The organism is Candidatus Moraniibacteriota bacterium, assembly GCA_016699385.1.
Lineage (GTDB): Bacteria > Patescibacteriota > Minisyncoccia > Moranbacterales > UBA1568.
The window spans coordinates 800694-826194 of the sequence record CP064974.1 but is presented as its reverse complement, the minus strand read 5'-3'; the positions used below and the strand labels follow the sequence as shown (position 1 = coordinate 826194).

The following is a 25501-nucleotide window of genomic DNA, read 5'->3' as shown; positions in this document are numbered from 1 at the left end:
GAAGTTATGGACAAACAACGAATCTTCTCGGGCATTCAGCCGTCGGGGAATTTGCATATTGGGAATTATTTGGGGGCAATCAAGCAGTGGATCGAATTGCAAGAAACGCATGATGCAATTTTTTGCGTTGTCGACCTTCACGCAATTACCGTGCCACAGGATCCCAAAGAGCTCCGCAAGCGCACACTTGAGATAGCAAAGATTTATCTTGCTGCCGGTATCGACCCGAAGCAGTCAACGCTTTTTGTCCAGTCGCATGTGCGAGAACACTCGGAACTCGGATGGATTCTCAATACAATTGCGCGTATGGGAGAACTTGAACGGATGACGCAGTACAAAGATAAATCACAAAAAGGTGAGTCGACTGGATCGAGCGTTGGACTCTTTACGTACCCGGTTCTCATGGCAGCAGATATTTTGTTGTACGATACGGTGGCAGTGCCAGTAGGGAAAGATCAGATGCAGCATGTGGAGCTTGCACGAGATCTCGCGGATCGATTTAATAAGCAATTTGGCAAAACCTTTGTCGTTCCGCAGGGGAAACTTTCCAAAGAAGGGGCGCTTATCATGGGACTCGACAATCCGGCAAAGAAGATGTCGAAGTCAGCGAGTTCGGAATATAATTATATTGCGCTAAATGACGAACCGGACATGGCAAAGAAAAAAATCATGAAAGCAGTGACGGATTCGGGGGCAGAAATTCTTTATTCTGAGGAGAAGCCCGCGCTCAAAAATCTCATCAATATTTATTCGCTCCTTGGGAATCTCCCGACCGAAGAGGTGGTGGCGCGATATGTTGGGAAGGGCTATGCGGATTTCAAGCGAGATCTCGCTGAAGTGGTTGCTCTTTTTCTTGCGGATTTCCAAGAGAAGCTCCATGCGATTTCCGATGAGGATGCGCTTCGAATCCTTCGCGATGGCGCCGAGAAGGCACGTGAGGTTGCCGGTCGGAAAATGTTCGAGGTGAAAGAAAGAGTTGGTTTTGTGCGGGGGTAGTTTCCTACTGAATTTCCTGATACGAGAGGAAGACTATGGTTGTAATGGAAAAACAAAAGAAGCGCATGAAGCCGCGATTTCGGGCGGATATTCCGGTGGTATTTGCAGCAATGTCGAAGCGATCGTTCTGCTATCGGATGTTTATTACGCGATATATTTTGGAGGCGAAGCGGATACCACTCACCGTCTTCACTCTCTATGACTATTTCCTTCTCGACACCGTAGACCGGAAATTTATGATCGAGGCGAATAATGTGCTTGTGGCACGTTCCAATGAGCTGTGGATTTTTGGTCCGGTGTCGGAAGGAGTTGCCAAGGAGATCTGTGTTGCCGAATCACTTGGCAAACCGATTCGTTACTTTGCTATCAAAAAACCACATCGCATTGTGGAAATTTCTCAGACACAAGTGGAATATGAAAGCGGTGTGGAATAGAGATTTATCTCGATGAATCTTGAGAAAGAAAAAACCGCTTTGGAGCGGTTTTTGATAGATTGTTTGTGGAAAGGGAAAAGCCCTCAATGCGAGAGGAACGTCTGAATCCCAGAGTATGATATTGTCGGAAAAAAAATCGCTCTTTTTCCCTGGAAACCAAGGGGGATTCAATTTGTCGAACCTCTGTTCTGAAGGCCATCCAATTCCAGTGTAGAGGAAAAATAGCGCAATGTAAATATTGACATTCCTATCAAAATTTGACCTATTTCTTCGAAAGAATAGGGAGTATTTTTTGTTTTTTTGTGTGATGGTATTCCTCCAATTTTTAGGATTATTACTTTTTTCTTTCAGGTTTCCTTCATAATTTTTCGGAACGATGCCTTTTCTTGATTGCTGTGAGTTCTAGCGGTTCTGCGAATCGAGTAGTTTCATGTATAGTCGTAAATTCCTCAGTGATTGCACCGAAATTTTCGAAATACCGGGCGATTTCCTGGACCCTTGATTCAGGAGCGCTCGCGCCGGCGCTTACGCCAATCGTTGCGATACCTTCGAGCCATGTGGAATCAATGTCATTTGCACTGTCTATGAGGTAGGCGGGGATATTCTCGGCGCGTGCGGTTTCAGCGAGGCGGGTGGAGTTGGACGAATTTTTCGAGCCGACGATGAGCACGATATCGGAAACTTTTGCGAGTGCGCGAACGGCGGATTGTCGATTGGTGGTTGCGTAGCAGATATCCTTTCCGGGCGGCGCTGTGATGTTTGGATATTTTTCTGTGAGTGCGCGAATGATATCTTCCGTCTCCGTGACGCTCAGTGTTGTCTGCGTGAGGTATGCTATTTTTTCGTCCTTTCTAAAATTGAGCAACTTGATGTCGGTGACATTTTCGATAATGGGGACGACTTTGTGGTACGCGTGAAGCGATTCACCAGTGACACCGATTCCTTCGGGGGTGACCCTTGTGGCCGATATAGATGACAGAGAAACCATCTTTCAAGAAGCGGTGCATTTCGAGATGAACCTTGTTGACGAGGGGGCATGTCGCGTCAATCACGGTGCAATTTTTTGCGTGTGCGATTTCGTAGTCTTCGGGCGGAGAACCATGTGCGGAGAAGACGACTACGGAGTGTTCTGGTATCGATTCGGCGCTATCGACGGTAATTGCACCGCGATCTTCGAGATTCTTGACCACTGTTTTGTTGTGGACGATTTCGTGCTTGATATAGACGGGTGCCCCGAAAATATCGAGCGTATCCTCGACCGTCTTCACCGCGCGCGCGACACCAGCGCAAAACCCGCGTGGGGAAGCAAGGAGGACTTTTTGAATCATAGATCCTTCAGCTCTTTTTTAAATGCTTCCATACCGTCTTCGAAAACGAGCCTGTCTCTTGAAATTTCTGTAATATCTTGATCGTTTTCTATGGTGAAAAAACGAATGGGTTTTTTCATGTTCTGAACTTGTCGTATTTCTGCCATGACGCCGTTACTTATTGATCCGAATACCCAGAGTTCGTCTGCGAGTGCTACGAGATTATTGTTGGCGTTTCGGATTATGTTTCTCTCAACGGTATCTGCAAGATAGTAGTCGAATGACATGAATGGATTGATTGGTACACTTTCATTCTCCAAAACATATTTCACGATCAGCATTCTCATGTAGAAGTATTTTTTCGAGAGCGCTGTGAAGATAATCGGTTTCTTTTTCTGTAGATTCATAGCCGGATGGGAAAATGTCATAGACATGAAGATTATTTCTTTCGTATAATCCCCAGCACCTCGTCGCGTTTCTCAATCATGAGTGCTTCCGTGTCGGCTTCGAGGTTGAGGCGCAGGAGTGGCTCGGTGTTGGATGGGCGGACATTGAGCCACCAGTTAGGGAAATCTATCTTGACGCCGTCGAGATGCGAGATTTTCCCATCGGAATAGGTCTGCTCGAGTTTTTTAATTATCTCGTCTTTATTCTCGACCTCGCTGTTTATTTCTCCCGAGTGAAAGTAGCGTTTCAAATCGCGTTCGAGATTGGACGCCGATTGCCCGGTTTCACTCATCACGGAGAGGATCATGAGGGCTGCGAGTGAGCCGGCTTCGGCGTAGGAGTTTTCGAGGAAGTAGTAGTGACCGGAGAGTTCGCCAGCGAAAACTGCGGTGTCGTCACGCATCTGCTGTTTGATGTTGGCGTGCCCGACTTTGCATTCCTTGGCAATGCCACCTACTTCTTCAATCACCTCTCTCACAGCTCTCGAGGAGCGGAGGTCGTAGAGGATCGTCGCGCCTGGATGAGACTTGAGCACTTCTCGCGCAATAATGCCAGTCATGTGATCCATGGGAATAATGGCACCTGTTTCGTCTACGAAGCCAACGCGATCGGCATCACCGTCGAAGGCGATGCCGAGGTCGGCGTGTTCTGAAACGACGCGTGTGCGGAGTTCATTGAGTGTTTCGGTTTTCAGGGGATTGGCTTCGTGTGTTGAGAAGGGGTGCTCGAGGTCGTCATACATGGTGACGATCTCGATGTTCTTCGGAAACATTTTGAAAATGGGGAGTTCGAGCGCACCCATCGCGTTGGCGCAGTCGATGACAACTTTGAATTTCTTCTCGCCAAGTTTTGCAAATGAGGCGAAATGTTTGTAGTAGTCAGGTTTTATATCTTGTGTCGAGAGTGTTCCTGTTGTTTCACGATTTTCAAATGTTCCCGCTATCACGCGGTCGCGAATATCGAAAAGTCCGCTTTTCTCTCCGACAGGGAGAGCGTTCTTCTGGGCGATTTTCAGTCCGTTGTATTCCGGTGGATTGTGAGAGGCAGTGATAGAAACGGCAGCATCGACGTTGAGTTTCCATGAAGCGAAATACACCATGGGTGTTGTGAGGAGTCCGAGATCAATCACATTTGCGCCACTCTCTCTCGCACCTCTTGCAAATGATTCAAAGAGCACGGGGCTCGATACTCGCGCATCACGCCCGAGGGCGATGGTTTTGAACTTCAGTACTTCGACGGTTGCGCGACCGATTGCATAGGCGTCGGACTCGTCGAAATCTTTTCCGTATACGCCTCGTATATCATAGGCTTTGAAGATGCTTGCATTCATAGGGGGAAAATAAAGAATGAGAAATGAGCTGACTGTTTCTCTAAGATTGACAGCTTGAGGAAGAGCCGTCAAGATAGGTCTATATGTGGAAAAAACTCTCATCTCGGGAAGTGTTCGATCATCCACGGGTGACATTAATTGAAGACGAAGTCGAACTCCCAAGCGGCGTCCGGCTTACATATCTTTACTCAAAGCATATCGTTGATGGCGCAACGGTGATTTGTCGTCGCCCTGACGGGAGTGTCCTTGTTCAGAAGGAATATTCTTATCCGGCAAACGAGCATCTCTATCAGTTTCCGGGAGGACTCCTCCTTGCAGATGAAAGTGTTGATGTGGGAGCGAATCGCGAACTCATGGAAGAGGCTGGATATCGAGCGGAGAGACTCACGGCACTTGGGGATTACTACTATGATCATCGCAAGTCGAAGGGTCGGATGTATGTTTTCCTTGGTGAAGAATTGGAAGAAGCTTCGCTTCCGCCCGATCCAGAAGAAGAAGGCGCGATCGAGAGTTTTTGGTTTACGGAGGAAGAGATTGAAGCGATGATTAAAAAGGGCGAGATTGAGAACAGTCGATTTCTCTCGGCGTGGTGTTTGTATCGCGTGTCGAAATAACAATGCAGTTCTTTAGTAAGAGGAGTAGAGAAAATGCACGACGGCGTATATAGAAAAGCTGTAGGCGTGTTCGTGTGGTATGAAGATGATATCCTTGTTCTTTTGAGAGTAGCAGGTGGATACTGGGGTCTCCCTGGGGGAAAGGTAGACGCAGATGAAAGTATCCAGGAAGCAGCACGGCGAGAGCTTCGGGAGGAAACTGGTATAGTGGTGAATTTGAATATATTGCACCCGCTTGGATCGCATCGCCTTGATTATGGCGTTGATGGTTTGTGGGAATATGCTTCCTATGAAATTGCTCTGCCGACTCTGCCGAATGTTGTCTTGAATCCGGCGGAGCATAGCGAATACCAATGGGCGACGCCAGGGAATCTTCTCCGATGTAAAAGAAAAAAGGTTCCGATATTTCCCGGTCTGATTCAAGTGATGCTCGATTTTGGTTATCTGTCGCCCCAGTTCATTGGAGGTGTATATGGCATCAAGATTCAGCGAGTTTTGTAGACATTTTTTTGGGATTCCGCTAGCATTTAGCGAGTGGAATCCCTTTTCTTTCGTTTGATATTTGTCGCTACGCCTATGTCTCTCAAAGCTGGTATTGTTGGGTTGCCAAATGTGGGGAAGTCTACGTTGTTTAAGGCGCTTTCTGGGAAAGCAGTCGATATCAACAACTACCCTTTTTGTACCATCGAGCCCAATGTGGGAATTGTGCCGGTGCCGGACGCGCGACTTGGCAAACTCTCGGCACTGTCGAAGTCAGCGAAGACGATTCCGCCAGTAGTGGAATTTGTCGATATTGCAGGGCTCGTTGCGGGCGCGTCGAAGGGGGAAGGACTTGGCAATAAATTTCTTGCGAATATTCGCGAAGCGGATGCGATTATCGAAGTGGTTCGGCTTTTTGAAAACCCCGATATTATTCATGTGCACGATCGCGTCGCACCATTGGAGGATATCGACATCATTCATACGGAGCTTATCTTGGCGGACTTGGAAACGATTGAGAAACGGAAACTCAAGACAGTGAAAGATGCTCGTGCAGGGAAGAAGGAGGCGCTTGCCGAGATGCCGATGCTTGAGCAGATTGAAGCAGCTCTTCAGTCGGGGAAACTCGCGCGTGATGCGGGCGTCGCTGAGAGTGAAGATTCGAGGCGGGTGTTTCGCGAATTGCAACTCCTTACGGCGAAACCGTTTCTTTTTGTTTATAACATGTCTGATCCGGAAGCAGCGCTTCCGCCGGAGCTTGCGGCGCGTCCGCATGTGCGACTTGACGTGAAGATAGAAGAAGAACTCTTTTCTATGAGTGCGGACGAACAGGCAGAGCTCGGGCTTTCGTCAAAGATTGGCGAGCTTATCCGTGAGACATATTCGCTTCTCGGACTGATGACATTTTTTACAACAGGCGAGACGGAGACGCGCGGGTGGACGGTTGCTCAGGGTTCGACGGCGCCTCTCGCAGGCGCAGCGATTCACACGGATTTCAAAGACCGTTTTATCCGCGCCGAAGTGATTGGCTGGGAGACACTCCTCACTGCCGGATCCTGGAGCGCCGCACGCGAAGCGGGTACCTTGCGTCTCGAGGGAAAGGAGTATATTGTCCAAGACGGCGATGTGATGGTTTTCAAGGTGTGAGGCTTGACAAGATATGAGAGATGGTGTACTGTTCGTGGTCAGTTCTTTGAAAAAATGACTCGGGAGAGGGTTTATCGTAGCGCGGAGTTTCTAAGTTCGAGGGGGACACCTTGGTGTTTCCGCGCTATGACAATCCTGAATACGTCAGGAAGTCCACTGGCAAGCACGATTGAGATGCGTTTGGGATGGGGTTGTTGTGAAATGACCCCATGAGAAGCGTATCTCGGAGGGGTTGAAAATGAGCAAAAAGTCACAGCTGGTTTCAGGTATGCGTCTTGTGATGCATATGGTTGCTGAAATTGTCCGGTTAGCGGAAGAGATGGGTGTCTCCGAGGAGAGGCTGCATGTTCTCGGAACTTCCGAGGGCGAGCGGTATCTCAAGGAAATGGTAACCAATCTCTGTGAATCGCCACTGGAAACATCGGAGGTCTATCCGACGTATCCAGATTGGGTAGTGAAGCATCTCACACCGGGACTCGAAGCAAAAAGTTCAAGTGGGGTGAGGAATCCCGGACTTGGATTGCACGAGAAACAGAAAAAACGGAAGACTATTACCGGCGCTGAAATTTTTGCTTTTCTGTTGCCAGATCAAGAGATGTACCAAGCGCAGTGGCATGATCCAATCAATCACGGTATCAGCTTGGCGGATATCCAGTATTACGAGAAAAATAAGCATCGTATTCCTCTCGAATGGAAGGGGAATTGGGTGTATGCATGGAAATCGGTCGTACTGGACGAGTATGGCAATCGTGTCGTCCCGTATCTCGCTTGCCATGTCGACCGTCCGTATGTGAGTTGGTACAACCTTGACAGGGACTGGGACGACGGCGAGCCTGCCGGTCTCTCCGCAAGTTAGCGCTTGGGCATTGGTCATTTGCACTTTTTGAGTTTTTGATCTTTGTACCTTTGTTCTTTAACCCCGTACCCTACCGCGATGTAATTGAGTAAGGTGCGGGGTTTTTCATTTGGGACTTGTCTAGATCCTCACTTCATCTTCATGACTTTTTCTATCAATGAAGTCAAATCCGGATAGTTTCGATTATCGAAGCGAAAGGAAATCAAAAGGAAGTCGTCCAGTCGTATCTCGGGCTTTTGAAATATGGGAATGCATGGCGGTTGATGGAGAGGGTTGAAATGGGAGCAGGATTCCGTGAGATGCGAAGATGAGTTTTTCATTCGCGCCGAAGTCATCAATTGGGAGGCGCTCCTTACTGCCGGATCCTGGAGCGCCGCGCGTGACGCAGAAACCTTGCGTCTTGAAGGAAAAGAATATATCGTCCAAGATGGAGACGTAATGGTGTTTCGGGTGTAGAGTTCTTTTCGGTTATTTTGGAAAAGTCGGAGGGTACATGAGTTTGAACAAAAATGCTGATGTGCGGAATTTGAATTTACCAACGGATTCTCTCGAGGTTATTTCCCGACTCATTGCTGCTGGTGTGTACGTATTTCCTGTATTTCTTGTGGCGTACTTGACTGGTTTGTCGCGTTTGGTGAGAACTCGAGAAGAGTTAGTGGATGCGTTCATTAGTTTGCGCCTCCGTTCTCCTGCAGGACAGGTTGACGTGAGGAAATATGACAAATGAGTTGTGTATGCAAAGGAGGTGATTTGCTTTGGGCGAGGAAATATGTCCTCGCTCTTTTATATCGGAAGAAACAATCTTCTTGACAGGAGTGAGATGCTTTCTTACAATGCATTTAGCAGTCGAATACTTTGAGTGCTAAACGATAACTCTTAATACTCCTGATATGGCAAAGCAAATTGCGTACAGCGAAGATGTGCGGCGGAGAGTGAAGGCGGGCATTGATCACGTGGCGGATACAGTGAAGGTGACGCTTGGTCCCAAGGGGCGGAACGTCATTCTCGATAAAGGATTCGGTGCGCCAACGGTGACCAATGACGGTGTTTCCATTGCGAAGGAAATCGAGCTCAAAGACAAGTTTGAAAATCTCGGTGCTTCACTTGTAAAGCAAGTAGCAGACAAGACCAATGACGCGGCGGGTGACGGTACAACCACAGCGACACTCATCACGCAGTCCATTGTCCGTGAAGGGCTGAAGTTTGTAGAAACTGGTATCAATCCGATTGGCATTCGTCGCGGAATGGAGGCAGCGAAAGACGAAGTGGTTGCCATTCTTCGCAAGAATTCCAAGAAGATTTCTTCCAAGGAAGAGATGACGCAGGTAGCGACTATCTCTGCCGAATCGAGAGAAATGGGAGAAATGATTGCGGATGTTATGGACGAGGTTGGGAAGGATGGTGTCGTGACTATCGAGGAATCACAGAGTTTCGGTCTTTCGAAGGAAGTGGTTGAAGGAATGAGCTTTGATCGAGGATATGTGTCGCCGTATATGGTGACCAATGTTGAGTCACAGAGCGCTGAAATCAAAGACGCGTTTATCTTGCTTACCGATACCAAGATTTCCGCCATCAATGAAGTGCTGCCGCTCCTTGAGAAGGTAGCGCAGGGCGGAAAGAAAGAATTTGTCATCATTGCCGAAGAAGTTGAAGGTGAGGCGCTTGCTATGCTTGTAGTGAATAAACTTCGCGGGACGCTCAATGTTCTCGCGGTGAAGGCGCCGGAATTTGGCGATAGTCGGAAGGCGATGCTTGAGGATATTGCAATATTGACTGGCGGACAGGTGATTTCGAAAGACAAAGGCATGAAGCTCGAGAGTGTCGATATCTCTATGCTTGGACAGGCGCAGAAAGTAATCGCAACCAAAGATGATACGACAATTGTGGGTGGCAAGGGCACGAAGAAGAGTATTGAAGCTCGCATTGCTCAACTCAAGAGTCTGATTGAACAGACCGATAGCGAGTATGATCGCGAGAAGTTGAAGAAGCGCATGGCGAAACTTTCGGGAGGTGTTGCGGTGGTGAGAGTTGGTGCGGCGACGGAAACCGAGCTCACCTACATGAAGCACAAGATGGAAGATGCACTTGCGGCGACCAAGGCAGCCGTCGAAGAAGGAATTGTTTCTGGTGGAGGTACTGCATTTGCGAAGGCGGTTGCAACACTTTCTGATCAGATGAAGAAGCGAGACTTTGACAATCATGAATTCCGCGCAGGCTATGAGACCCTTCTCAAGGCACTCAATGAACCACTTCGCCAGATTGTAAGAAATGCTGGTGAGCAAGATGCTGCCGTTGTGCTTTCTGAGGTTGTGAGTGAGAAAGGTGCAAACTATGGCTACAACGCGGCGACGAATAGTTATGAGTCGGATATGATTAAAGCAGGGATTATTGACCCACTGAAAGTGACTCGTACAGCACTTGAGAATGCCGTGTCGGTTGCTGCGCTTCTCCTCACAACTGAAGCGGCTGTAGTCGATCTCCCCGAAGAAAAACCAGAAATGCCCGGCGGTGGCATGCCCGGCATGGGAGGTATGGGCGGAATGATGTAAGACTCATGAGGCTTTTGGCAATCAGTTGTCAGCCTTTGGAAAAAAGAAAACCGCCTCGAGATATCGAGGCGGTTTTTGCGAGGAAAGTGTGATTTTTTTGATGGGGCGAGAGGGGGAGAAATGTGGAAGAGATGAATTGAACGAAATCGAAACCCTTGTACGAGCGTGACACTTGTGCGGGGTTTTTCATCTTATTTTCTGTCATTCGTATTCCCAATAGGGAATTTCTCTAGAGCCCGCCTTCTTTGCGAAGTTGTTTTTGGATGTGGGCTTTGGCGATGGAGGTTTTGACGAAGCGGAGCCAGTCTTGATTGGGTTTCTTGCGACCTTTGTCGGTGATAATTTCAACGACCTCGCCGTTTTTGATGTGATGATCGAGGGGGGCTATTTTTCCGTCGACTTTGGCACTGGTCATGCTGTTGCCGATTTCGCTGTGTATAGCATAGGCGAAATCGACGGGCGTCGCTTCTTCGGGAAGTTCAATGATATCGCCATTTGGAGTGAAAGCGAAGATGTGGTTTTTGAAAAAGTCTATTTTGATACCCTCGAGAAATTCTCGGTTGTCCTGACCGATTTCTTTTTGCCATTCTTGAAGTTGCTTGACCCATGCGAGCTCTTTGGGTGGCGCGGTTTCGTGTCGGCGAAAGAAGAGTTTGCGCCAGCTAGTGCTCCGTTCTTTCTCGGCGTATGCCCAGTGGGCGGCGATGCCAAGTTCGGCTTCGTCGTGCATTTTCTGTGTGCGAATTTGGATTTCAATGATACGTCCTTCGGGTCCGAAGACAGTTGTGTGAAGAGATTGGTAGTTGTTTGGCTTTGGGAGGGAGATGTAGTCTTTGATACGCCCAACCATGGGGCGATAGCTTTTGTGGACGGCACCAAATGCTTCGTAGCAGTCGGAAACGCCGGGAACGATGATGCGAATTGCGACTAAATCGTAGACACGTTTGATATCCATATCGTGGCGGCGGAGCTTCTGATAGAGGCGGTAGAGTCGTTTGGATCGTCCTTCTATGTGTACGATACGAACGCCATCTTTGGTGAGGCTTTCGCGAATGCCAGTGACACATCGATCGAGATAGGAATCGCTTTCACGCATATATTCCTTGACGATAGAGAGTGTTTTCTCGTGTGCTTCTGGATCAAGGTATTTGAAAGCAAGATCTTCGAGTTCACCTTTGACTTCGCCGATGCCGAGTCGGTTCGCGATGGGGGCGTATATTTCCATGGTTTCGCGTGCAATGCGGAGTTGCTTTTCGGGAGGGAGATAGTCGAGTGTCCGCATATTGTGGAGGCGATCGGCGAGCTTTACGATGACGACGCGGATGTCTTCTGCCATGGCGAGGAACATTTTTCGGAGGTTCTCAAGATAGTATTCCTCGCGTGATCCGCGGAGGCGAATTTTTCCGAGCTTGGTGACGCCATCAACGAGTATAGCGACTTCATTTCCAAACTGGGTGCGTATGGTTTCGAGCGAAACGGTGGTGTCTTCGGGAACATCGTGCAAGAGTCCGGCGGCGATGGTTCGGGATTCCATGCCAATCTCTGCGAGAATTTTTCCGACAGCAAGCGAATGCTCGATATAGTTTTCTCCGGACTTTCGCTTTTGTCCGCGATGCGCTTCGTCTGCGAGGGCAAATGCGGACGTTATGAACCGACGTCCCTCGCTTGAGGGGGGAAATTTACAGGCTTTGAAGATATCTTCGAGTACGAGTGACATAGGTGTGTATTCTCTTCCAGTATAGCCCACTTGTGACAAAATACCATCCTCTGGCGACGGAAGTGGATTATTTTATGGGGGCGCATCCTCATTCAATATTAAAACACCCGCTTTTAGGACGGCGGGTGTTCTATGGGAGGAGCTTTCTCTGTTGCTATAGATACCTGTGATTTCTCAGATGTGTCAGGATATCTTTTTCTGAATATTGATTGTTGGATTGAGGATGTGTATACCGTTTGGGTATTTTTCGTGGAATTTTTTTGAGATATATAGTCCTATTGTGAGTCCGGCGGCAAATGTGGTTGCCATGACAATGAGATATGTCGATATTCTCCCTGTTTGTCCATTTGTCATGTCTGGAAAGAAATTCATACTTATGATAAGTGAAGCTATGAATATCATCATGACGAGGAGTACTTCTAGAAGACCGATGATAACGGTGCCAGCAATTTTTCGTGCTATAGGAATACTTCTTGTGTGGATGTCTGAGGATTTCTGACTTGTACGAGAGTGTTCAATATTTGCTTTCACTTGGCTTTCAGAGAGGGCGGTGCCACAACTTCGGCAAAACGCAATTTCAGTAGAGATATTCTCTCCGCAATTCTGGCAGTAAGCTGATAGATGAACAAACTTCATAGGTTCTTTGAGAACATACGTATACTTTTAGTATAGACTATAAACACGAAAATGTGCAGGGTGTATATCTGGAGACGGTGATTAGAGTCTATCTCAAAAATAGTCTTTGCCTTACTTTTTGTAAATTTTGACGGGAAATCATTCAAAATTTCCTAAAAAACGTCGAAAGCTCTTTTTAAGATAGGCTCTAGTGCGGCATTGACTCATGTCGAGGGAATGATAGATTAATGAGATGGCTTTATTTGGGAGAACTCTCTATGAGAAAGCGGATTCTTTTTGTGAATGGTATTGTTGTGATATTTGTTTTTGCTGGACTGCTCGGATTTTTTTGGTCAAGAATGTCGCCGGCGCAGCAGCTTGTCGAGAAAACGCCCCCTTTGCCTCTAGCTGCGGAAACTGAGACGAAGAGGGATACAGATGGAACAGCTCAATCTCCACCCACAATTCTTTTTGCGGGCGATATCATGTTTGACCGATATATTCGGACGCAGTCAGAAAAATTTGGCAAAGAGTCTATTTTTGCAGGTGTTCGCTCAAAGCTTTTGGCGGGAGATGGAGTAGTGGCAAATCTTGAGGGTCCGATTACATTGAATGCATCCAAGAGTGTCGGGTCGGCTCTGGGTGAATCAAGGAACTATATCTTTACCTTTGATCCCCTGTGGGCAAAGACACTTTTTGATGCAAATATTCGTATCGTGAATATCGGAAATAATCATATCCTCAATTTTGGCGAATCGGGACTTGTCGAGACGCGGCGGTTTCTCCGAGATGCTGGTGTGAAATTCTTTGGCGATCCGCTTGATGAAACACTCCGCACCTACGTTGCCGATATTAGGGGAAAGAAAGTGGGTTTCGTGAATTACAATCAATTTTCCTCTGATGCTGAGCATCGTGCTCTCACTGATATTGAGCGTCTTCGCTCGAGTGTTGATGTGCTTTTTGTTTACACGCATTGGGGAGTTGAATATGCGCCGGCAACATCTGAGGAGAAGCGCCTTGCTCATCTCTTTATCGATCGCGGTGTCGATGCGGTGATTGGTTCGCACCCACATGTTGTTCAGGAACACGAACTCTATCGTGGAAAGGCGATATATTATTCTCTTGGCAACTTTGTTTTCGACCAGTATTTCAGTTCAGAGACGACTCATGGTCTTATGGTTGAGGCTTTGATTGCTCCGGACAATACGATTTCGTTTCAAGAAATTCCGCTCAAGCTCTCTTTAGATGGAAAGACGAGTATTGCGCAATAGAATGCTATTTTTTCTTTTCGAGAAGGTGTGGATTGTGATTGGGGCAGGTGCGGTCGGAGCAGCGTTCGGGGATGGTTTTGGTTCCTTCCATCATGAGGGCGCCGCAGGGTTTGCCATCGCGGATGAATGAACAATGTTTGCCGGTCGGTCGCGCCTTGATAGCGTGTTTGCAATCGGGGTAGTTGGAGCAACTATAGAATGTGCCGAAGCGTCCGCGCTTCTCGACCATTTCGCCTTTTTTACAAATGGGACAGGCAATACTGGTTGTTTGTGCAGAGGAACCTTTGATGAATTTGCATTTCGGATAGGTACTACAGGCAACAAAGGGACCGAATTTCCCCATTTTTTCGACGAGTGCATTGCCACATTCGGGGCAGGGCTCGCCAACCTCTTTGTCTTCTGGGATGAGTGACCCATCTTTCATGCGAGCACCTTTGCAATCTGGGAAGCGCGCACAACTGTAGAAAGTCCCGTTTTTTCCGAGCTTCAAAACCATGGCACTTTTGCATTCGGGGCAGAGGAGGTCTTTGGGTGCGTCGCCGAGATTGGTAATTTTATCCACTTTGTCTTTCGATTTTACTTCTTTGGAAAAGGGCGTATAGAAATTCTTGAGTGTTTTCTCATAGTCGCGCTCGCCGTTTGAGATGTCGTCGAGTTTTTGTTCCATATCGGCTGTGAAAGTATCGCTCACAATTTCGGCAAAATGTTTTTCGAGGAAAGCGCTGACCGCTTCGCCTGTCTCGGTGGCATGGAGCGCGCGACCGTCTTTGGTGGCGTAATTTCGGTCGAGGAGCGTTTTGATAATAGAAGCATAGGTGCTCGGTCTCCCGATACCGCGCTTCTCGAGTTCTTTGACGAGTCCGGCTTCGGAATAGCGGCGCGGTGGCTCGGTTTGTTTCTTTTCGGAATCAACGCTATTGAGAATAAGAGCACTTCCGGGGGAGAGCTTTGGGACATTCATGTCGTCTTGCTTTGCAAAGGGGTCGACCTCGAGCCAACCTGGGAAAAGGAGCCGTGAGCCATTGGCTGTGAAATCAGGGATGGAGCGGTCGGCAATGTTCGCAACAATTTTGGTGCGGAGCATGCGAGCGTTTGCCATTTGTGATGCAATTGTTCGCCGGAATATGAGTGTGTAGAGTTTCTGCTGGTCAGGGCTTGCGCCGGCTTTTTCGCGCGACGGATCAGTGGGGCGGATGGCCTCATGCGCCTCTTGGGCGTTTTTGCTCTTAGTAGTGTATATGTGCGGTGCAGAAAATTTCTCGCCGAATTTTTTGATGATGTAGGTGGTCGCCGCGTTTCTTGCTTCTTCACTCATATTGAAGCTATCGGTGCGCATGTAGGTGATGAGCCCCGCTTCGTAGAGTTTCTGTGCGATGCGCATGGTGTTGGCGGGGGAGAAGCTGAGGCGGGAGCTTGCTGATTGCTGGAGCGTCGAGGTGGTAAAGGGCGGGGATGGCGCACGGGACACTTCGGATTCTTTGACGTCGAGAATAGACCATGATCCGGCACGCGCTTTTTTGAGGATGTCTTCGACTTCTTGTTCTTCGCGCGGTTCTTTGGAACAGGTGAGTGTAATTGGTGTCTTGTCCGGGCAATCGGCATGCGCAGTAATAACCCAGAAATCTTCGGGGATAAAGGCGGCGATTTCTCGCTCCTTCTCGACCAATATGCGAAGCGCGGGTGATTGGACTCGCCCGGCAGAGAGTCCGTAGCGGAGTTTCTTCCAGATGAGTCCTGAGAGATCATAGCCGACGAGGCGGTCGAGGACGCGTCGTGCTTCTTGGGCGCGACGAAGATTTTGGTCAATGAGTCGCGGGTGCTGTATTCCCTCGGTGACGGCATTTCGTGTGATTTCATGGAAGGCGACACGCTTCGGGCGCTTGAGTCCGCATGCTTCGGCGATATGCCAGGCGATTGCTTCGCCTTCGCGGTCGGGGTCAGTTGCAAGGTAAATCTCACTCGCTTTCTTGGTGAGGCGAGTGAGGGTTGAAACGATATTTTCTTTTCCGGGCGTCACCTCGTAGTGAGGTGTAAATCCTTCTTTGATATCAATCGCTTTCTTGTTGCTCTTTGGCAAATCGCGAATATGTCCCACGGAGGCGACGACCTTGTATTCCTTCCCGAGATACTTCTGAATAGTTTTTGCCTTCGATGGCGACTCAACAATGACAAGTTTCATAGAAACGAAGAATCTCAAAGGGTAAATCCCGAACTTATACTCGATACGTTCTTATATAATGCATGTTGCCGATATTTTTTACTAAACCTTTCATTTCGAGAAAGGCGAGCGCAGAAAGTGCATTCGATGTCTCCAGTGTAGAGTGTTTTACGATAGCGTCAATGTGCATGGTATCACTTCCTAAGATTTTGAGAAGGCGTTCTTCGTCGACGGAAAGATTTGGTTGCGGGAGAGAGGTTGTTTCAAAGAGTGTTCCGTGTTCTTCGTGTTCGCGCGAGAGGGGGAGCGCATCGAGAATGTCAGCAAGACTTGCGGTGAGGATGGCGCCCTTTTTGATGAGCGCGTGGGGACCGCGGGAATTTTCGGAGTAGATTGAACCTGGCACTGCAAAAACTTCTCGATTGAAATCGAGTGCAAGATTGGCAGTAATCAGCGTGCCACTTTTTCCGATGCTTCAATAACCACTGTGCCAAGGGACATGCCGGCCATGATACGATTCCTTGCGGGGAAGGTTCCTTCGGAGGCGCTGGTTCCTGGTGGATAGTCCGAGAGAAGTGCGCCATGAAGACTGATGGTGTGTGCCAAATCGAGGTGGGTCCGCGGCGCAATTGAAGCGTCATCGAGTCCGTTGCCGAGTACGGCGATGGTTTCGCCATTACCTTCGAGTGCGCCTTGATGTGCTGCCTTGTCGATGCCGAGTGCCATGCCGGAGACAACGGTTATGCCGCTTCTCGCAAGTTCGCTCGCAAATTCTCTGGCAATGCCCGCTCCGTATTCGGTCGGTTTCCTTGTGCCAACGACGGTGAGAAACGGGTGCCTATTGAGAAGTGCATTCCCTCGAAGATAGAGAAGTTGTGGCGGGTTTGGGATTTCTGCGAGAAGTGTCGGATAATCATCGCTTTCTCTGGAGATGAGACGGATAGAGTGTTTTTCGAGTATCTCGGATTCTTTCTCTGGGGAAAGATGCTTTCGCTCTTTTGCAATTGTTTCTGCGAGTTTGTGTGGAATTCCGGCACTGAGAAATTCTTCGAGTGGCGCATGCCATGCTGTTTCAAATGTGTCGAAAGCGATGGCTATCTTGCGGAGTTTTTCGGCGCCGACTCCGGGGATTTTTCCGAGGCAGTGGAGAAATATATCATCGTTCATAGAAAAGGAAGAGTGAAATTTCGTTGGGAGTATACGGGAGGGATTGCTTATTGGCAAGGAATAGGGAATTCTTTTTTTGGAAAAAATGGGGAGCTCTAATTTGGTAGATATCTCGTATTCACGAGAATCCACAAGTTTCTTTATTGACTTTTACTCTTTTTTACGGTATTATGATACACTAATATGCTGAAGGACTTGAAATGTACACATACGATGTTGTCGTAATTGGCGGAGGACCTGCGGGGATGATGGCGGCGGGGCGCGCGGCAGAGTGTGGTGCGCGCGTTATTCTTCTTGAGAAAAACACTTCTCTTGGGAAGAAACTTCTCATAACAGGTGGCGGACGATGTAATGTGACCAATGCGGAATTTGATACGAATGTGTTTCTTGCGAAATTCAAAGATGCAGCGAAATTTCTTTTTTCTCCATTCTCGCAATTGGATGTGCAGGGTACGCTGGAATTTTTCCATTCTCACGGCATGCCAACGAAAATGGAGGCAGAAAATCGCGTTTTCCCAGTGAGTGATAGTGCACAATCGGTGTGGGATGTGCTAGTTTCCTACATGCGCTCGGGCGGTGTCTTCGTGATGTCTGATGCAGAAGTGGTTGGCTTCGAAATAACCGAAGGGGAAATATCCGGTGTGCAATTGAGAAGCGGTCGTATGCTTCGTGCGAAGTCATATGTGCTCGCAACTGGAGGGAAGTCGCATCCGGAGACCGGGTCGACTGGCGATGGATTTCGATTTTTGCGCGAGATTGGACATACGATTGTCGAGCCTTGTTCCGCTTTGGTTCCGATACGCCTCGGCGATCCGTGGGTTCGCTCGCTTTCGGGAGTGAGTCTTGAAGGAGTAAAGGCGACCGTTTTTTTGAATGGAAAAAAAATCGAGACGCAAGAGGGAAAGCTTCTTTTTACGCATTTCGGCGTGAGCGGTCCCCTCGCGCTCAACATAAGTCAGACTGTGGGCAAATGTTTGCGTCGCGGCGAGGTGGTGCTTTCGATGGATCTTTTCCCGCACAGCAATTTCGACGAAATCGATCGGTGTATTCAGGATCTTTTTGAGAATCAAAAGAATAAACAAGTGAAGAATAGCTTGGATGGGTTTCTGGCACCACTTCTCATTCCAGTTATATTGCGACTTGCCGCGATATCTCCTGAGATGCCGGTACACAGTGTGAGTCGCGTGTCTCGACTTGCTCTGGTTCGTATCGTGAAAGACCTTCGTCTGATTGCGAATGGTCTTCTCGGCGAAGACAAAGCAGTTGTGACAAGTGGCGGCGTCGCGCTCGAAGAAGTGGATTTCAAAACCATGCGCTCGCGACTGTACCCAAATCTTCATCTTGTCGGAGATATTCTCAATATCGATCGCCCCTCCGGCGGTTATAGCCTCCAACTCTGCTGGACCACCGGCTTCGTCGCCGGAGGCGCCGCGGCAGGGAATTCGAAAGAATAGTGGTTACACTTTGGTGACACCTTGGAATATTTCGAGAATCTCGAGAGGGTGGTCAATGGTTGGTGTGGTGGTTTTCTGGAGAGCGTCCTTGCTGCTGAATCCCCAGGTGACGGCAAGCATATCGATGTTGCCCTTTTGACAGGCTTCTACGTCACGTATCTCGTCCCCGATATAGATCACTTCTGCTCTATCGAGGTGTCGTTTGGATGATATTGCATTTAGTGTTTTTGCTTTTCCGAATATAGAGCTAGTGGAAATGAACTCGACAGAAATGTCGAACTTTTTGAGGAGTGTCGATATGGTATCTGTCGCGTTGGAAGAAACAATGCCAATTGTGTAGCCTCTTTTTTGCAAAGAATGAATCATACTCTTTATATCAGGAAAGAGCTCTATTGTATCGGCGTAGGAACGATACTGATTTTTCACTTGACGTGTAAATGCCCAAAGTTTCCAAAAAGGGATTTTTGCATGCGAGTGTATGAGATCTTTAATATCCTTGTTTTTTAATCGAAGAGTTTCTTCTATGGAAATTGGTTGGTATTGATAACGCTTCGCGAGGTTGTTAAATACGCGAAAGAGTATTTTTGCCGTGTCGACCAGTGTTCCATCAAAATCAAAAATGATAACGCGCTTGTTATGGATAATCATAGAAGAAGCATCTTTCAATCAATAAAACTTTGATAGGGGTGAATGGGTGTATTTATGGGAATACTCTCTTCCTCAGTATTCTCTCAAAGCTGTTTGTTTGACAGAAAATCTTTATTGGATGCATGATAACCAGTTCTACTTCCGATAATGAAGTTGTTTTGCAAATCTTGCTAGCTTTGTGTTGATGCCATTATACTGCCCCCTTGAAATCCATGAGCATGTTTTCCAAAAGGTATGCCATATACTTTTCCCCAGAGATCGATGGACAAAATCATACCGTTCGAGAGTTTTATGTTGAGGTATTGATGCGGTGAGAAAAGCCAGATTTGTGTCCAGCAAGCTTCGATGTCAGTGGGGGAAAATTTCTTGCTGGTTACAAGCAGAGTGCGGAGCAAATAATTGAGATGATTACAATGCAGGAACCCTCTTATTTTCCAAAGAGTTGAGATATTGGTTATCAAAAAGCGATCCAAGCGAAAGAAGGTCAACATACGAAAGCCTCTGTACTTCTTGGAGAGAGTATCGTATGCATATCTTATCGCTGTCTGTTCGTCTTCTATTTGAGAAATCTCATTTGCAAGTGATTGCATTTCCTGAGGAAGGTTTTCAATATCTACAACAGGTGAATGTGGAAGAAATGAATCTATAATCCGAAAAGAATCTTTCATATTCTAGATAATTTATTTGGCTTATTGGATATGTTTGGAACCGTTGATTGGAAGGAAGTGGAGAAAAACTAAAATTCTTTGATACTATTTTCCTTCAAAATAGGCTTTTAGTTTAGTGATTGCCTCCTCAACATCCTTGAGATTTTCTGTGGTTTTCAGATTTTCCCGAGCATATTCCATAATCGGTCGAAGTGATGATACCTTCTTCCCAAATTTTTCTGACATCCATTTATAGCGAGGAAATATCCAAACATGAAAATGGTGTGAAGTGTCTTCTTCCTGAACGAGATAGATCACATCAATATCGAGGACTTTTCTCATTCCAGCTCTGACTGCAATAAGAATATCGATAAAATCTAATTTTTCTTCATCGGTGAACTCATCAACACTTTGCAAGTGTCGTCTTGAAGAAATGATGATGAATCCGGGGATAGGAATCTCAAAATCCTGATGAGCGTCGAAATGTTTAGCAGTGAGTACTGTGCCTATTCTTTCCATCTCACCATTTTCTCGAGCGCAACCAAAACAAGAAATCTGCGTCGGATTTCCTTTGTAATCAACGAGTTCTATTTTATCGCTCATGGAGTTTGCTAGCTGAGCTTGTTGGATGTGTTCGGAACTGTTAACTGGAAACGAGTACCTATATCTATATCAGTTTATATAGACCATGTGCTTTGAGGGTGTCGAGGTTGAATTCTTTGAAAACCATTCCTTGGCGCATGCGATTGAGAATGTTTGACAAGGGTTGACAAGGGTTACGTCGGGGCGTATACTGTAACCATTCAGACGAAAAGGGATCCGAACGGCTTACTGCCTAAGGAGCCCTTTTCTTTTTTTGCACCATGATTTTGCTGCGTACAGCAGGCGATTCTAAGTAGTCAAAGTATTCGGATCCAAGTTTCTTGTACAGTGAAGAAGCAAACTGTTTGTTTGGGAAAAGCACTTTTCCAAATCTTTCTTCTTCGATAAGGAAATCAACGAGCATTTTGTAATCTCCGTCTCCGGACACCAAAAATATTTTCTGAAAATCCTCTCGTTTGTACAGTTTTTTCATGATGGAAAAGATGATGTCGGCATCCACATCCCCCTTTTTCTTGCCAAGCATCGCCGTATTGTGTTCGCGAAACACGAGAACAAAACCAGCACCTTGAATTTCTTCGTACAGCTCTTGTCTTGCTTCCTGTACGTATCCCAAAAAATAATACGCTTTCGAGACGCCATACTTTTGTTCCAGGTACACACGAAAGCGTTTAAGGTCTATCCGCCATGGGCTGTGTTCGCGCTTCGCGGTGCCCATATAGAGATTTTGACCATCTATAAAGGCGAGGTTTTTTTGTGGTTTCATAATGCTTTTGATATGGCGTCGTTTGCTGGGCTTGTTGGATACGTTCGGAACTATTGATTGGGAAGAAATGAGGGAGAGTTTCAAGCTCCTTGACACCTATAGATTAATTCCCAATCGCTCCAAATCTTCTTTGAGCTTATCATTTCCCCGAAACAAAATTGGAGTATAGCCGATTTCTGCTGCCTTTTCTAGATTTTTAGGGGCATCGTCTATAAAAATCACTTCTTGAGGCAGAACACCTAGTTTTTGGAATACTACATCGAAAGCTTCTTTATGTGGCTTCTGAAATCCAATTTCGCCTGAAATGACTATCTTATCAATGTGTTTATGAATACCAAGATTGTGGAGTTTCTTTCTAAGTTCTGTTGTTGCATTACTCAAGATTGCGATTTTGTATCCCAGTTTTTTAAGTTGTGGGAACCAAGAAACTAATTCGGTGTTGATTACTCTCCTTGACTGATAGTCACTGACAAGCTGGTTTACCTCATCAATAATTTCTGGACTCACATTGTAAGTGTTAACAACACTGACGATCATTTGTTCCCATGGAACATTCTTCACATGACTGAGATGGTTGTGTTCAAAGTATCGTTGTTTGAAATCAGTATTTTCAATTTGAAGAACATTGGCAATATCTTCCAGAAGACTACCACCTCCAAATAGTTGAATCACACCACCAAAATCAAAAACAATTGCTTTGATACTTTTTGCTGAAGTTTGCATAGATTTATGTGCTGGGGAGGAAGGGATCGAACCTTCGCATGGGGGCTTCAAAGGCCCCTGCCTTACCGCTTGGCTACTCCCCAATAATAACTTTTTTATATAACGTGGACTCTTCAGAGATTTCAAAAAGCGTTGTTTGATGATTGTTAAGGAATATCTATCCTACTACCTTCCCACCAAGCATTTCGAGAGCGCTGTCGAGAAGTGGGTCGTTTGGAGTGGGTTCTTCGGAGACGACATTGACGGTGAGGCGGGCAGGCTTCCCAAAAATGGTAGCAATTGCTTCTTCGATGGTCAAGCGGTTTTCGGGTTTCTCGAGGCGTTCTTTGTGGAAGGTGTGTCGGACAGTGACACTTATAGTGCCGCTTTCGGAGAGTGTCGGCGTGCTTCCGGAGAGGGAGAGTGAGAGGGACGCATTTCGACGCTTTATTTCTTCGAGGAAAGCAGGCCATTTTCCTTGGATGGTGGCGAGCGTGAAAGGAGACGCTGTAGGAGTTTCAGTGTGTTCTTCTGCGGTGGTTGACGATTCTTTGGGCGCGGAGTCTTGATGGAGAGGTGCCTGAATGGGTGTGTTGGTAGGTGTCTCGTGAGGTGGAAGCTCTTTCTCTGTAGACTGTTTTGATGAGGGGGTACTTGTTGGTGGTGCGACTTTCGGTGTGGCTGGTGTTATTTGTATTTGTGTTGATGGAGATGTGGAGGGTGTAGGATGTTGTCTTGATTGAGGGGCTGGAGTAGTGAGGTCTTCGGGGAAGAGGAAAGCAAGAGTGGCGACTTCGAGAGGGACTTGTTGAAGGGAAGCATGGCGGATTTCTGTGCGAGCATGGTGGATGAGTTCTGTGAGTCGGGCGAGTTCGGCGAAGGAAAACTGCGTTGCAAGTGATTCGAAAGCAGCGCGTTCTTCGGGAGAGGTGGGTGTAGTAAGTGTTTCTCGGGCAGTGTCTCCGAGTTTGTGGAAAAGGATTTCACGAAGGAAATGCGTGAGTGTTCCGGCAAATGATCGGAAGTCGACGCCTTTTTGTGCGAGCGATTCGATGATGATGATGGCAGTATCGAGATTGCGTGTGCCGATAGCAGCGACGAAGTCGAAAACGGTTTTTCGTTCGGTGATACCAAGTATGGTGGCGGCTTCGGATCCGGTGATATGTTTGTCTTCGAGGGCAATTGCCTGTGCGAGAAGACTTTCGGCATCGCGCATGCCACCTTCGGCGGTGAGGGCAATCATTTCGAGAGCATCGACATCGACGGTGACGCCTTCCGATAGGGCAATGCGAGAGAGCTTTTCGATAATAGTCGCGGTGGGGAATCGACTGAAATCGAATCGCTGGCAGCGGGAAGAGATTGTCGCAGGTATTTTGTGAAGCTCGGTGGTTGCGAGGATGAAGATGACATGTGAGGGCGGTTCCTCGAGTGTTTTGAGGAGAGCGTTCCATGCGCCGCCCGAGAGCATGTGGACTTCGTCGATGATGTAGACTTTTTTGGTACCCAAGGTTGGTGGGAGTTTTACTGTTTCGCGAAGCTCGCGAATATTTTCGACGCCGTTGTTGGAAGCGCCGTCTATCTCGATGATGTCGAAGGCACGACCGTCCGCGAAGGCGAGGCAGTTGGCACACTCGCCACAAGGTTCTTTCCCGTCTCGACGATTGGTGCAGTTGATAGACTTGGCAAGAAGGCGCGCGACAGTGGTCTTTCCGGTGCCACGCGGACCGGTAAAGAGATAGGCATGTGCCAAGAGAGCACCTTTGAGCGCATTGGTGAGCGTCGTCACGATATGCTCTTGTCCGGCGACGTCACTCCAGTGCTCGGGACGGTATTTTCGGTAGAGGGTGGACATAGCGGTTTTTGAGAGGCAATTGAGACGAAAAGAAAGGCAAGGGATACCTTGCCTTTCTAGTATATCAAACGGAGAGAGGCTTGCCTATCGCTTAAATACGAAGAATTTGTAGCCGATGAAGTTCCACGAAAGGACAGTGACGGAAGCAATGGCACTTGAAATAGTTGCCCATGTTTCCGGAGAGACATTCATGAATCCCGCTGCAAATGTGATGAGAGAATAAGTGATTCCGGCATTGAGTACGAGTCCAACCAGGGAGACGGCGATGAATTGGAAGAATTGTCGGCGAACGGTTGATTCGTCTGTGTGTTTTTCTTCGAATGACCAGAATTTGTTCCAGATATAGCTATTTATGATAGCGACGGAAACCGAAGCGACTTTGAAGAGCAAGATACTGCTTCCGGTAGAAATATGTGTCACCCAGATGAGGAGGCTGAAGATGCCAAGGTCGACGATGAAGTTTGTGACACCGATAATGCCGAATTTGGCAAGTTGGAAGAAAAATCGAAGCTTTGCTGAGATCTTCGACAGAAAGAAGCCAATCGTGATGCCAATAACACACAGAAGTGCGAGGATGAGTGCGAAAAGAGGAATTGATACGGGGAGTGCTGTTCCGAGGTTGCGGAAGATAGATGGCGCGAAGATTCCAATGAAAAACCCGTTTATAGCCGCAAAAAAAAGATCCCGCTTCTCAAGTATATGTAGGGGTTTTCCTGGAACTTCCGGTTCCATAGCAGTGTCGGTCATACATGTTTATTCAAGGGGTTTTTCTTCAGATGGTGTATTCTCGCTTCTTTTGAGTTCTGCGAAATCCTTTTCCCATTCGCTCAAAATATCATCCTTTGGGGGTTCTGGGAGAGCGGTGTTGTTCTCTTCTTTTGTATACGATGCTGGTGCAGCAGTGCTCGGGAAGATATCTTGAGCACCATCTATATTGTCGCGGAGTGCACCTTTCTGCAAGACGTTTTCTATGGACGCCCATGTGCCCCCCTCGCTTCGTGGAAAGACAATGGCGACTTCGTCTCCGGGATTTGCCTTGAAGAAGGTGATGGAAGCGAGAAGGACGCGGTAGGGGCGACCATCTGCCATGACCATGAAATTGCCACGCTCATCTTGGATGACGACACCAATAGCATGACGGCGTTCGGCGGGACCAATTTGTTTGTAGATGAAGGAGCCGTCTGGCGTGATCGTGAGCTTGAGCACGTCACCCTCAACGAGCTTTGACTTTGAGGCGTAGTTGGCGGGAACGGGATATTGTTTCCCGTCTGACCCCTGCATGATTTGTCCGTCGAAGGTTCCTTGGACGACTGTGCCGTCTTCGATTTCCTCGACCTTTCGGGGGCGACCGACGCGCTTCTTGCCTTCGAGTTGCAGAAGCATCGCCTTGGCACTTTGCATGGTACGCTCGGCAGTTGCGATCATCTCGCGAAGCGATTGAATCTTTTGTCCCCGATCTTCGCTTGTGGCGTCGTTTTCGGATTGTTCTGTTGTAATATCGGTTGTCATGTGTTATGCGCGCTCTCGCAACCTTCTTTTTCTTTCGAAGTGCTTCAAAAGACTGAGGGAGAGTCACTTTTTGTTTTTCTTTTTCATCTGTGTAAATTTTATACTATTTCTTTTTGATGTGCAAATCTTATTGTATGTTTTTCTTCTGTGCGGTACCATAAAAACATGTGTCGTTCTCTTTTGCTTATCATTGCGTTTGTTTTTTTCTCGGTTGCTCTGCCGTGCGTGTGTGCGGG

At 47.5% G+C, this 25501-nt stretch carries 27 protein-coding genes and 1 tRNA gene; 10 read left to right on the top strand and 18 right to left on the bottom strand.

What is annotated here, in order from left to right; all coding sequences use genetic code 11:
- Positions 1 to 6: 6 nt before the first annotated feature.
- Both trpS and IPJ67_04050 read left to right on the top strand, forming a co-directional pair.
- Positions 7 to 996: a tryptophan--tRNA ligase gene (trpS, locus tag IPJ67_04055; GenBank protein ID QQR77288.1), complete on the top strand. Its 990-nt coding sequence runs from the start codon at positions 7 to 9 to the stop codon at positions 994 to 996.
- Between the two features lie 35 nt (positions 997 to 1031).
- Positions 1032 to 1430 carry a hypothetical protein gene (locus IPJ67_04050; protein QQR77287.1) on the top strand — a complete coding sequence of 133 codons (399 nt, stop codon included), beginning with the start codon at positions 1032 to 1034 and terminating at the stop codon, positions 1428 to 1430.
- Positions 1431 to 1788: 358 nt separating this feature from the next.
- Here the strand turns inward: IPJ67_04050 and IPJ67_04045 are convergent, their stop codons facing one another.
- The 4 genes from IPJ67_04045 to IPJ67_04030 all read right to left on the bottom strand — a co-directional run bounded on the left by IPJ67_04045 (position 1789) and on the right by IPJ67_04030 (position 4514).
- The gene (locus IPJ67_04045) at positions 1789 to 2418 is read right to left on the bottom strand and encodes a hypothetical protein (protein ID QQR77286.1); all 630 of its coding nucleotides are present in this window, start codon (positions 2416 to 2418) and stop codon (positions 1789 to 1791) included.
- Positions 2354 to 2758, bottom strand: a complete 405-nt coding sequence (locus IPJ67_04040) for a hypothetical protein (GenBank protein ID QQR77285.1) — start codon at positions 2756 to 2758, stop codon at positions 2354 to 2356. Before IPJ67_04040 ends, IPJ67_04045 begins: the two co-directional genes overlap by 65 nt.
- Entirely contained in the window at positions 2755 to 3084 is a 330-nt protein-coding gene (locus IPJ67_04035) for a hypothetical protein (GenBank protein QQR77284.1), read from the bottom strand. The genes IPJ67_04040 and IPJ67_04035 overlap by 4 nt, the downstream gene beginning before the upstream one ends.
- Before the next feature lie 92 nt (positions 3085 to 3176).
- Positions 3177 to 4514: a phosphomannomutase/phosphoglucomutase gene (locus IPJ67_04030; GenBank protein QQR77283.1), complete on the bottom strand. Its 1338-nt coding sequence runs from the start codon at positions 4512 to 4514 to the stop codon at positions 3177 to 3179.
- 83 nt (positions 4515 to 4597) lie between these two features.
- On the opposite strand from IPJ67_04030, the gene IPJ67_04025 reads away from it, so the two are divergent.
- From IPJ67_04025 to groL, 6 genes are all read left to right on the top strand, one after another.
- Positions 4598 to 5128 carry an NUDIX hydrolase gene (locus IPJ67_04025; GenBank protein QQR77282.1) on the top strand — a complete coding sequence of 177 codons (531 nt, stop codon included), beginning with the start codon at positions 4598 to 4600 and terminating at the stop codon, positions 5126 to 5128.
- Positions 5129 to 5161: 33 nt separating this feature from the next.
- Positions 5162 to 5629: an NUDIX hydrolase gene (locus IPJ67_04020; protein ID QQR77281.1), complete on the top strand. Its 468-nt coding sequence runs from the start codon at positions 5162 to 5164 to the stop codon at positions 5627 to 5629.
- Positions 5630 to 5704: 75 nt separating this feature from the next.
- Entirely contained in the window at positions 5705 to 6754 is a 1050-nt protein-coding gene (gene ychF, locus IPJ67_04015) for a redox-regulated ATPase YchF (protein QQR77280.1), read from the top strand.
- 238 nt (positions 6755 to 6992) lie between these two features.
- The gene (locus tag IPJ67_04010; protein ID QQR77279.1) at positions 6993 to 7610 is read left to right on the top strand and encodes a hypothetical protein; all 618 of its coding nucleotides are present in this window, start codon (positions 6993 to 6995) and stop codon (positions 7608 to 7610) included.
- A gap of 273 nt (positions 7611 to 7883) precedes the next feature.
- A complete protein-coding gene (locus IPJ67_04005; protein ID QQR77278.1) occupies positions 7884 to 8066 on the top strand; it encodes a DUF933 domain-containing protein in 183 nt (60 codons plus the stop codon).
- A gap of 434 nt (positions 8067 to 8500) precedes the next feature.
- Positions 8501 to 10159, top strand: coding sequence for a chaperonin GroEL (groL, locus tag IPJ67_04000; protein ID QQR77277.1), 1659 nt, complete (start codon positions 8501 to 8503; stop codon positions 10157 to 10159).
- A 229-nt stretch (positions 10160 to 10388) separates the two neighbouring features.
- On the opposite strand, the gene IPJ67_03995 is transcribed toward groL, so the two are convergent.
- Together IPJ67_03995 and IPJ67_03990 are read right to left on the bottom strand one after the other, a co-directional pair.
- On the bottom strand, positions 10389 to 11876 hold the full coding sequence (locus IPJ67_03995) for a bifunctional (p)ppGpp synthetase/guanosine-3',5'-bis(diphosphate) 3'-pyrophosphohydrolase (protein ID QQR77276.1): 1488 nt from the start codon (positions 11874 to 11876) through the stop codon (positions 10389 to 10391).
- A gap of 183 nt (positions 11877 to 12059) precedes the next feature.
- Positions 12060 to 12512 carry a zinc ribbon domain-containing protein gene (locus tag IPJ67_03990; protein ID QQR77275.1) on the bottom strand — a complete coding sequence of 151 codons (453 nt, stop codon included), beginning with the start codon at positions 12510 to 12512 and terminating at the stop codon, positions 12060 to 12062.
- A 257-nt stretch (positions 12513 to 12769) separates the two neighbouring features.
- On the opposite strand from IPJ67_03990, the gene IPJ67_03985 reads away from it, so the two are divergent.
- The gene (locus tag IPJ67_03985; protein QQR77274.1) at positions 12770 to 13762 is read left to right on the top strand and encodes a CapA family protein; all 993 of its coding nucleotides are present in this window, start codon (positions 12770 to 12772) and stop codon (positions 13760 to 13762) included.
- A gap of 4 nt (positions 13763 to 13766) precedes the next feature.
- Here IPJ67_03985 and topA read toward each other — a convergent pair whose 3' ends face one another.
- Genes topA through IPJ67_03970 form a run of 3 tightly spaced genes read right to left on the bottom strand, consistent with a single transcriptional unit; the run spans position 13767 to position 17087 of the window.
- Positions 13767 to 15941 (bottom strand): type I DNA topoisomerase, encoded by a 2175-nt coding sequence (topA, locus tag IPJ67_03980; protein ID QQR77273.1) that lies wholly within the window; start codon positions 15939 to 15941, stop codon positions 13767 to 13769.
- A gap of 34 nt (positions 15942 to 15975) precedes the next feature.
- Positions 15976 to 16326, bottom strand: a complete 351-nt coding sequence (locus IPJ67_03975; GenBank protein QQR77272.1) for a hypothetical protein — start codon at positions 16324 to 16326, stop codon at positions 15976 to 15978.
- Between the two features lie 44 nt (positions 16327 to 16370).
- Positions 16371 to 17087 (bottom strand): DNA-protecting protein DprA, encoded by a 717-nt coding sequence (locus tag IPJ67_03970; protein ID QQR77271.1) that lies wholly within the window; start codon positions 17085 to 17087, stop codon positions 16371 to 16373.
- 200 nt (positions 17088 to 17287) lie between these two features.
- On the opposite strand from IPJ67_03970, the gene IPJ67_03965 reads away from it, so the two are divergent.
- Positions 17288 to 18541 (top strand): aminoacetone oxidase family FAD-binding enzyme, encoded by a 1254-nt coding sequence (locus IPJ67_03965; GenBank protein QQR77270.1) that lies wholly within the window; start codon positions 17288 to 17290, stop codon positions 18539 to 18541.
- A 3-nt stretch (positions 18542 to 18544) separates the two neighbouring features.
- Here IPJ67_03965 and IPJ67_03960 read toward each other — a convergent pair whose 3' ends face one another.
- From IPJ67_03960 to IPJ67_03920, 9 genes are all read right to left on the bottom strand, one after another.
- Positions 18545 to 19189 carry an HAD-IA family hydrolase gene (locus IPJ67_03960; GenBank protein ID QQR77269.1) on the bottom strand — a complete coding sequence of 215 codons (645 nt, stop codon included), beginning with the start codon at positions 19187 to 19189 and terminating at the stop codon, positions 18545 to 18547.
- A gap of 170 nt (positions 19190 to 19359) precedes the next feature.
- Positions 19360 to 19857 (bottom strand): hypothetical protein, encoded by a 498-nt coding sequence (locus IPJ67_03955; GenBank protein ID QQR77268.1) that lies wholly within the window; start codon positions 19855 to 19857, stop codon positions 19360 to 19362.
- A gap of 84 nt (positions 19858 to 19941) precedes the next feature.
- Positions 19942 to 20439, bottom strand: coding sequence for a diadenosine tetraphosphate hydrolase (locus IPJ67_03950; GenBank protein ID QQR77267.1), 498 nt, complete (start codon positions 20437 to 20439; stop codon positions 19942 to 19944).
- Positions 20440 to 20671: 232 nt separating this feature from the next.
- Positions 20672 to 21202, bottom strand: coding sequence for an NYN domain-containing protein (locus IPJ67_03945; GenBank protein QQR77266.1), 531 nt, complete (start codon positions 21200 to 21202; stop codon positions 20672 to 20674).
- Between the two features lie 96 nt (positions 21203 to 21298).
- The gene (locus IPJ67_03940) at positions 21299 to 21925 is read right to left on the bottom strand and encodes an HAD-IA family hydrolase (protein QQR77265.1); all 627 of its coding nucleotides are present in this window, start codon (positions 21923 to 21925) and stop codon (positions 21299 to 21301) included.
- Between the two features lie 11 nt (positions 21926 to 21936).
- Positions 21937 to 22008 (bottom strand) — tRNA-Gln (locus IPJ67_03935).
- A 74-nt stretch (positions 22009 to 22082) separates the two neighbouring features.
- Positions 22083 to 23756: a DNA polymerase III subunit gamma/tau gene (gene dnaX / locus IPJ67_03930; GenBank protein QQR77264.1), complete on the bottom strand. Its 1674-nt coding sequence runs from the start codon at positions 23754 to 23756 to the stop codon at positions 22083 to 22085.
- 84 nt (positions 23757 to 23840) lie between these two features.
- Complete coding sequence (locus IPJ67_03925) at positions 23841 to 24488, bottom strand: GtrA family protein (GenBank protein ID QQR77263.1); 648 nt, start codon at positions 24486 to 24488, stop codon at positions 23841 to 23843.
- A gap of 21 nt (positions 24489 to 24509) precedes the next feature.
- Complete coding sequence (locus tag IPJ67_03920; GenBank protein QQR77262.1) at positions 24510 to 25265, bottom strand: hypothetical protein; 756 nt, start codon at positions 25263 to 25265, stop codon at positions 24510 to 24512.
- Positions 25266 to 25501: the final 236 nt, after the last annotated feature.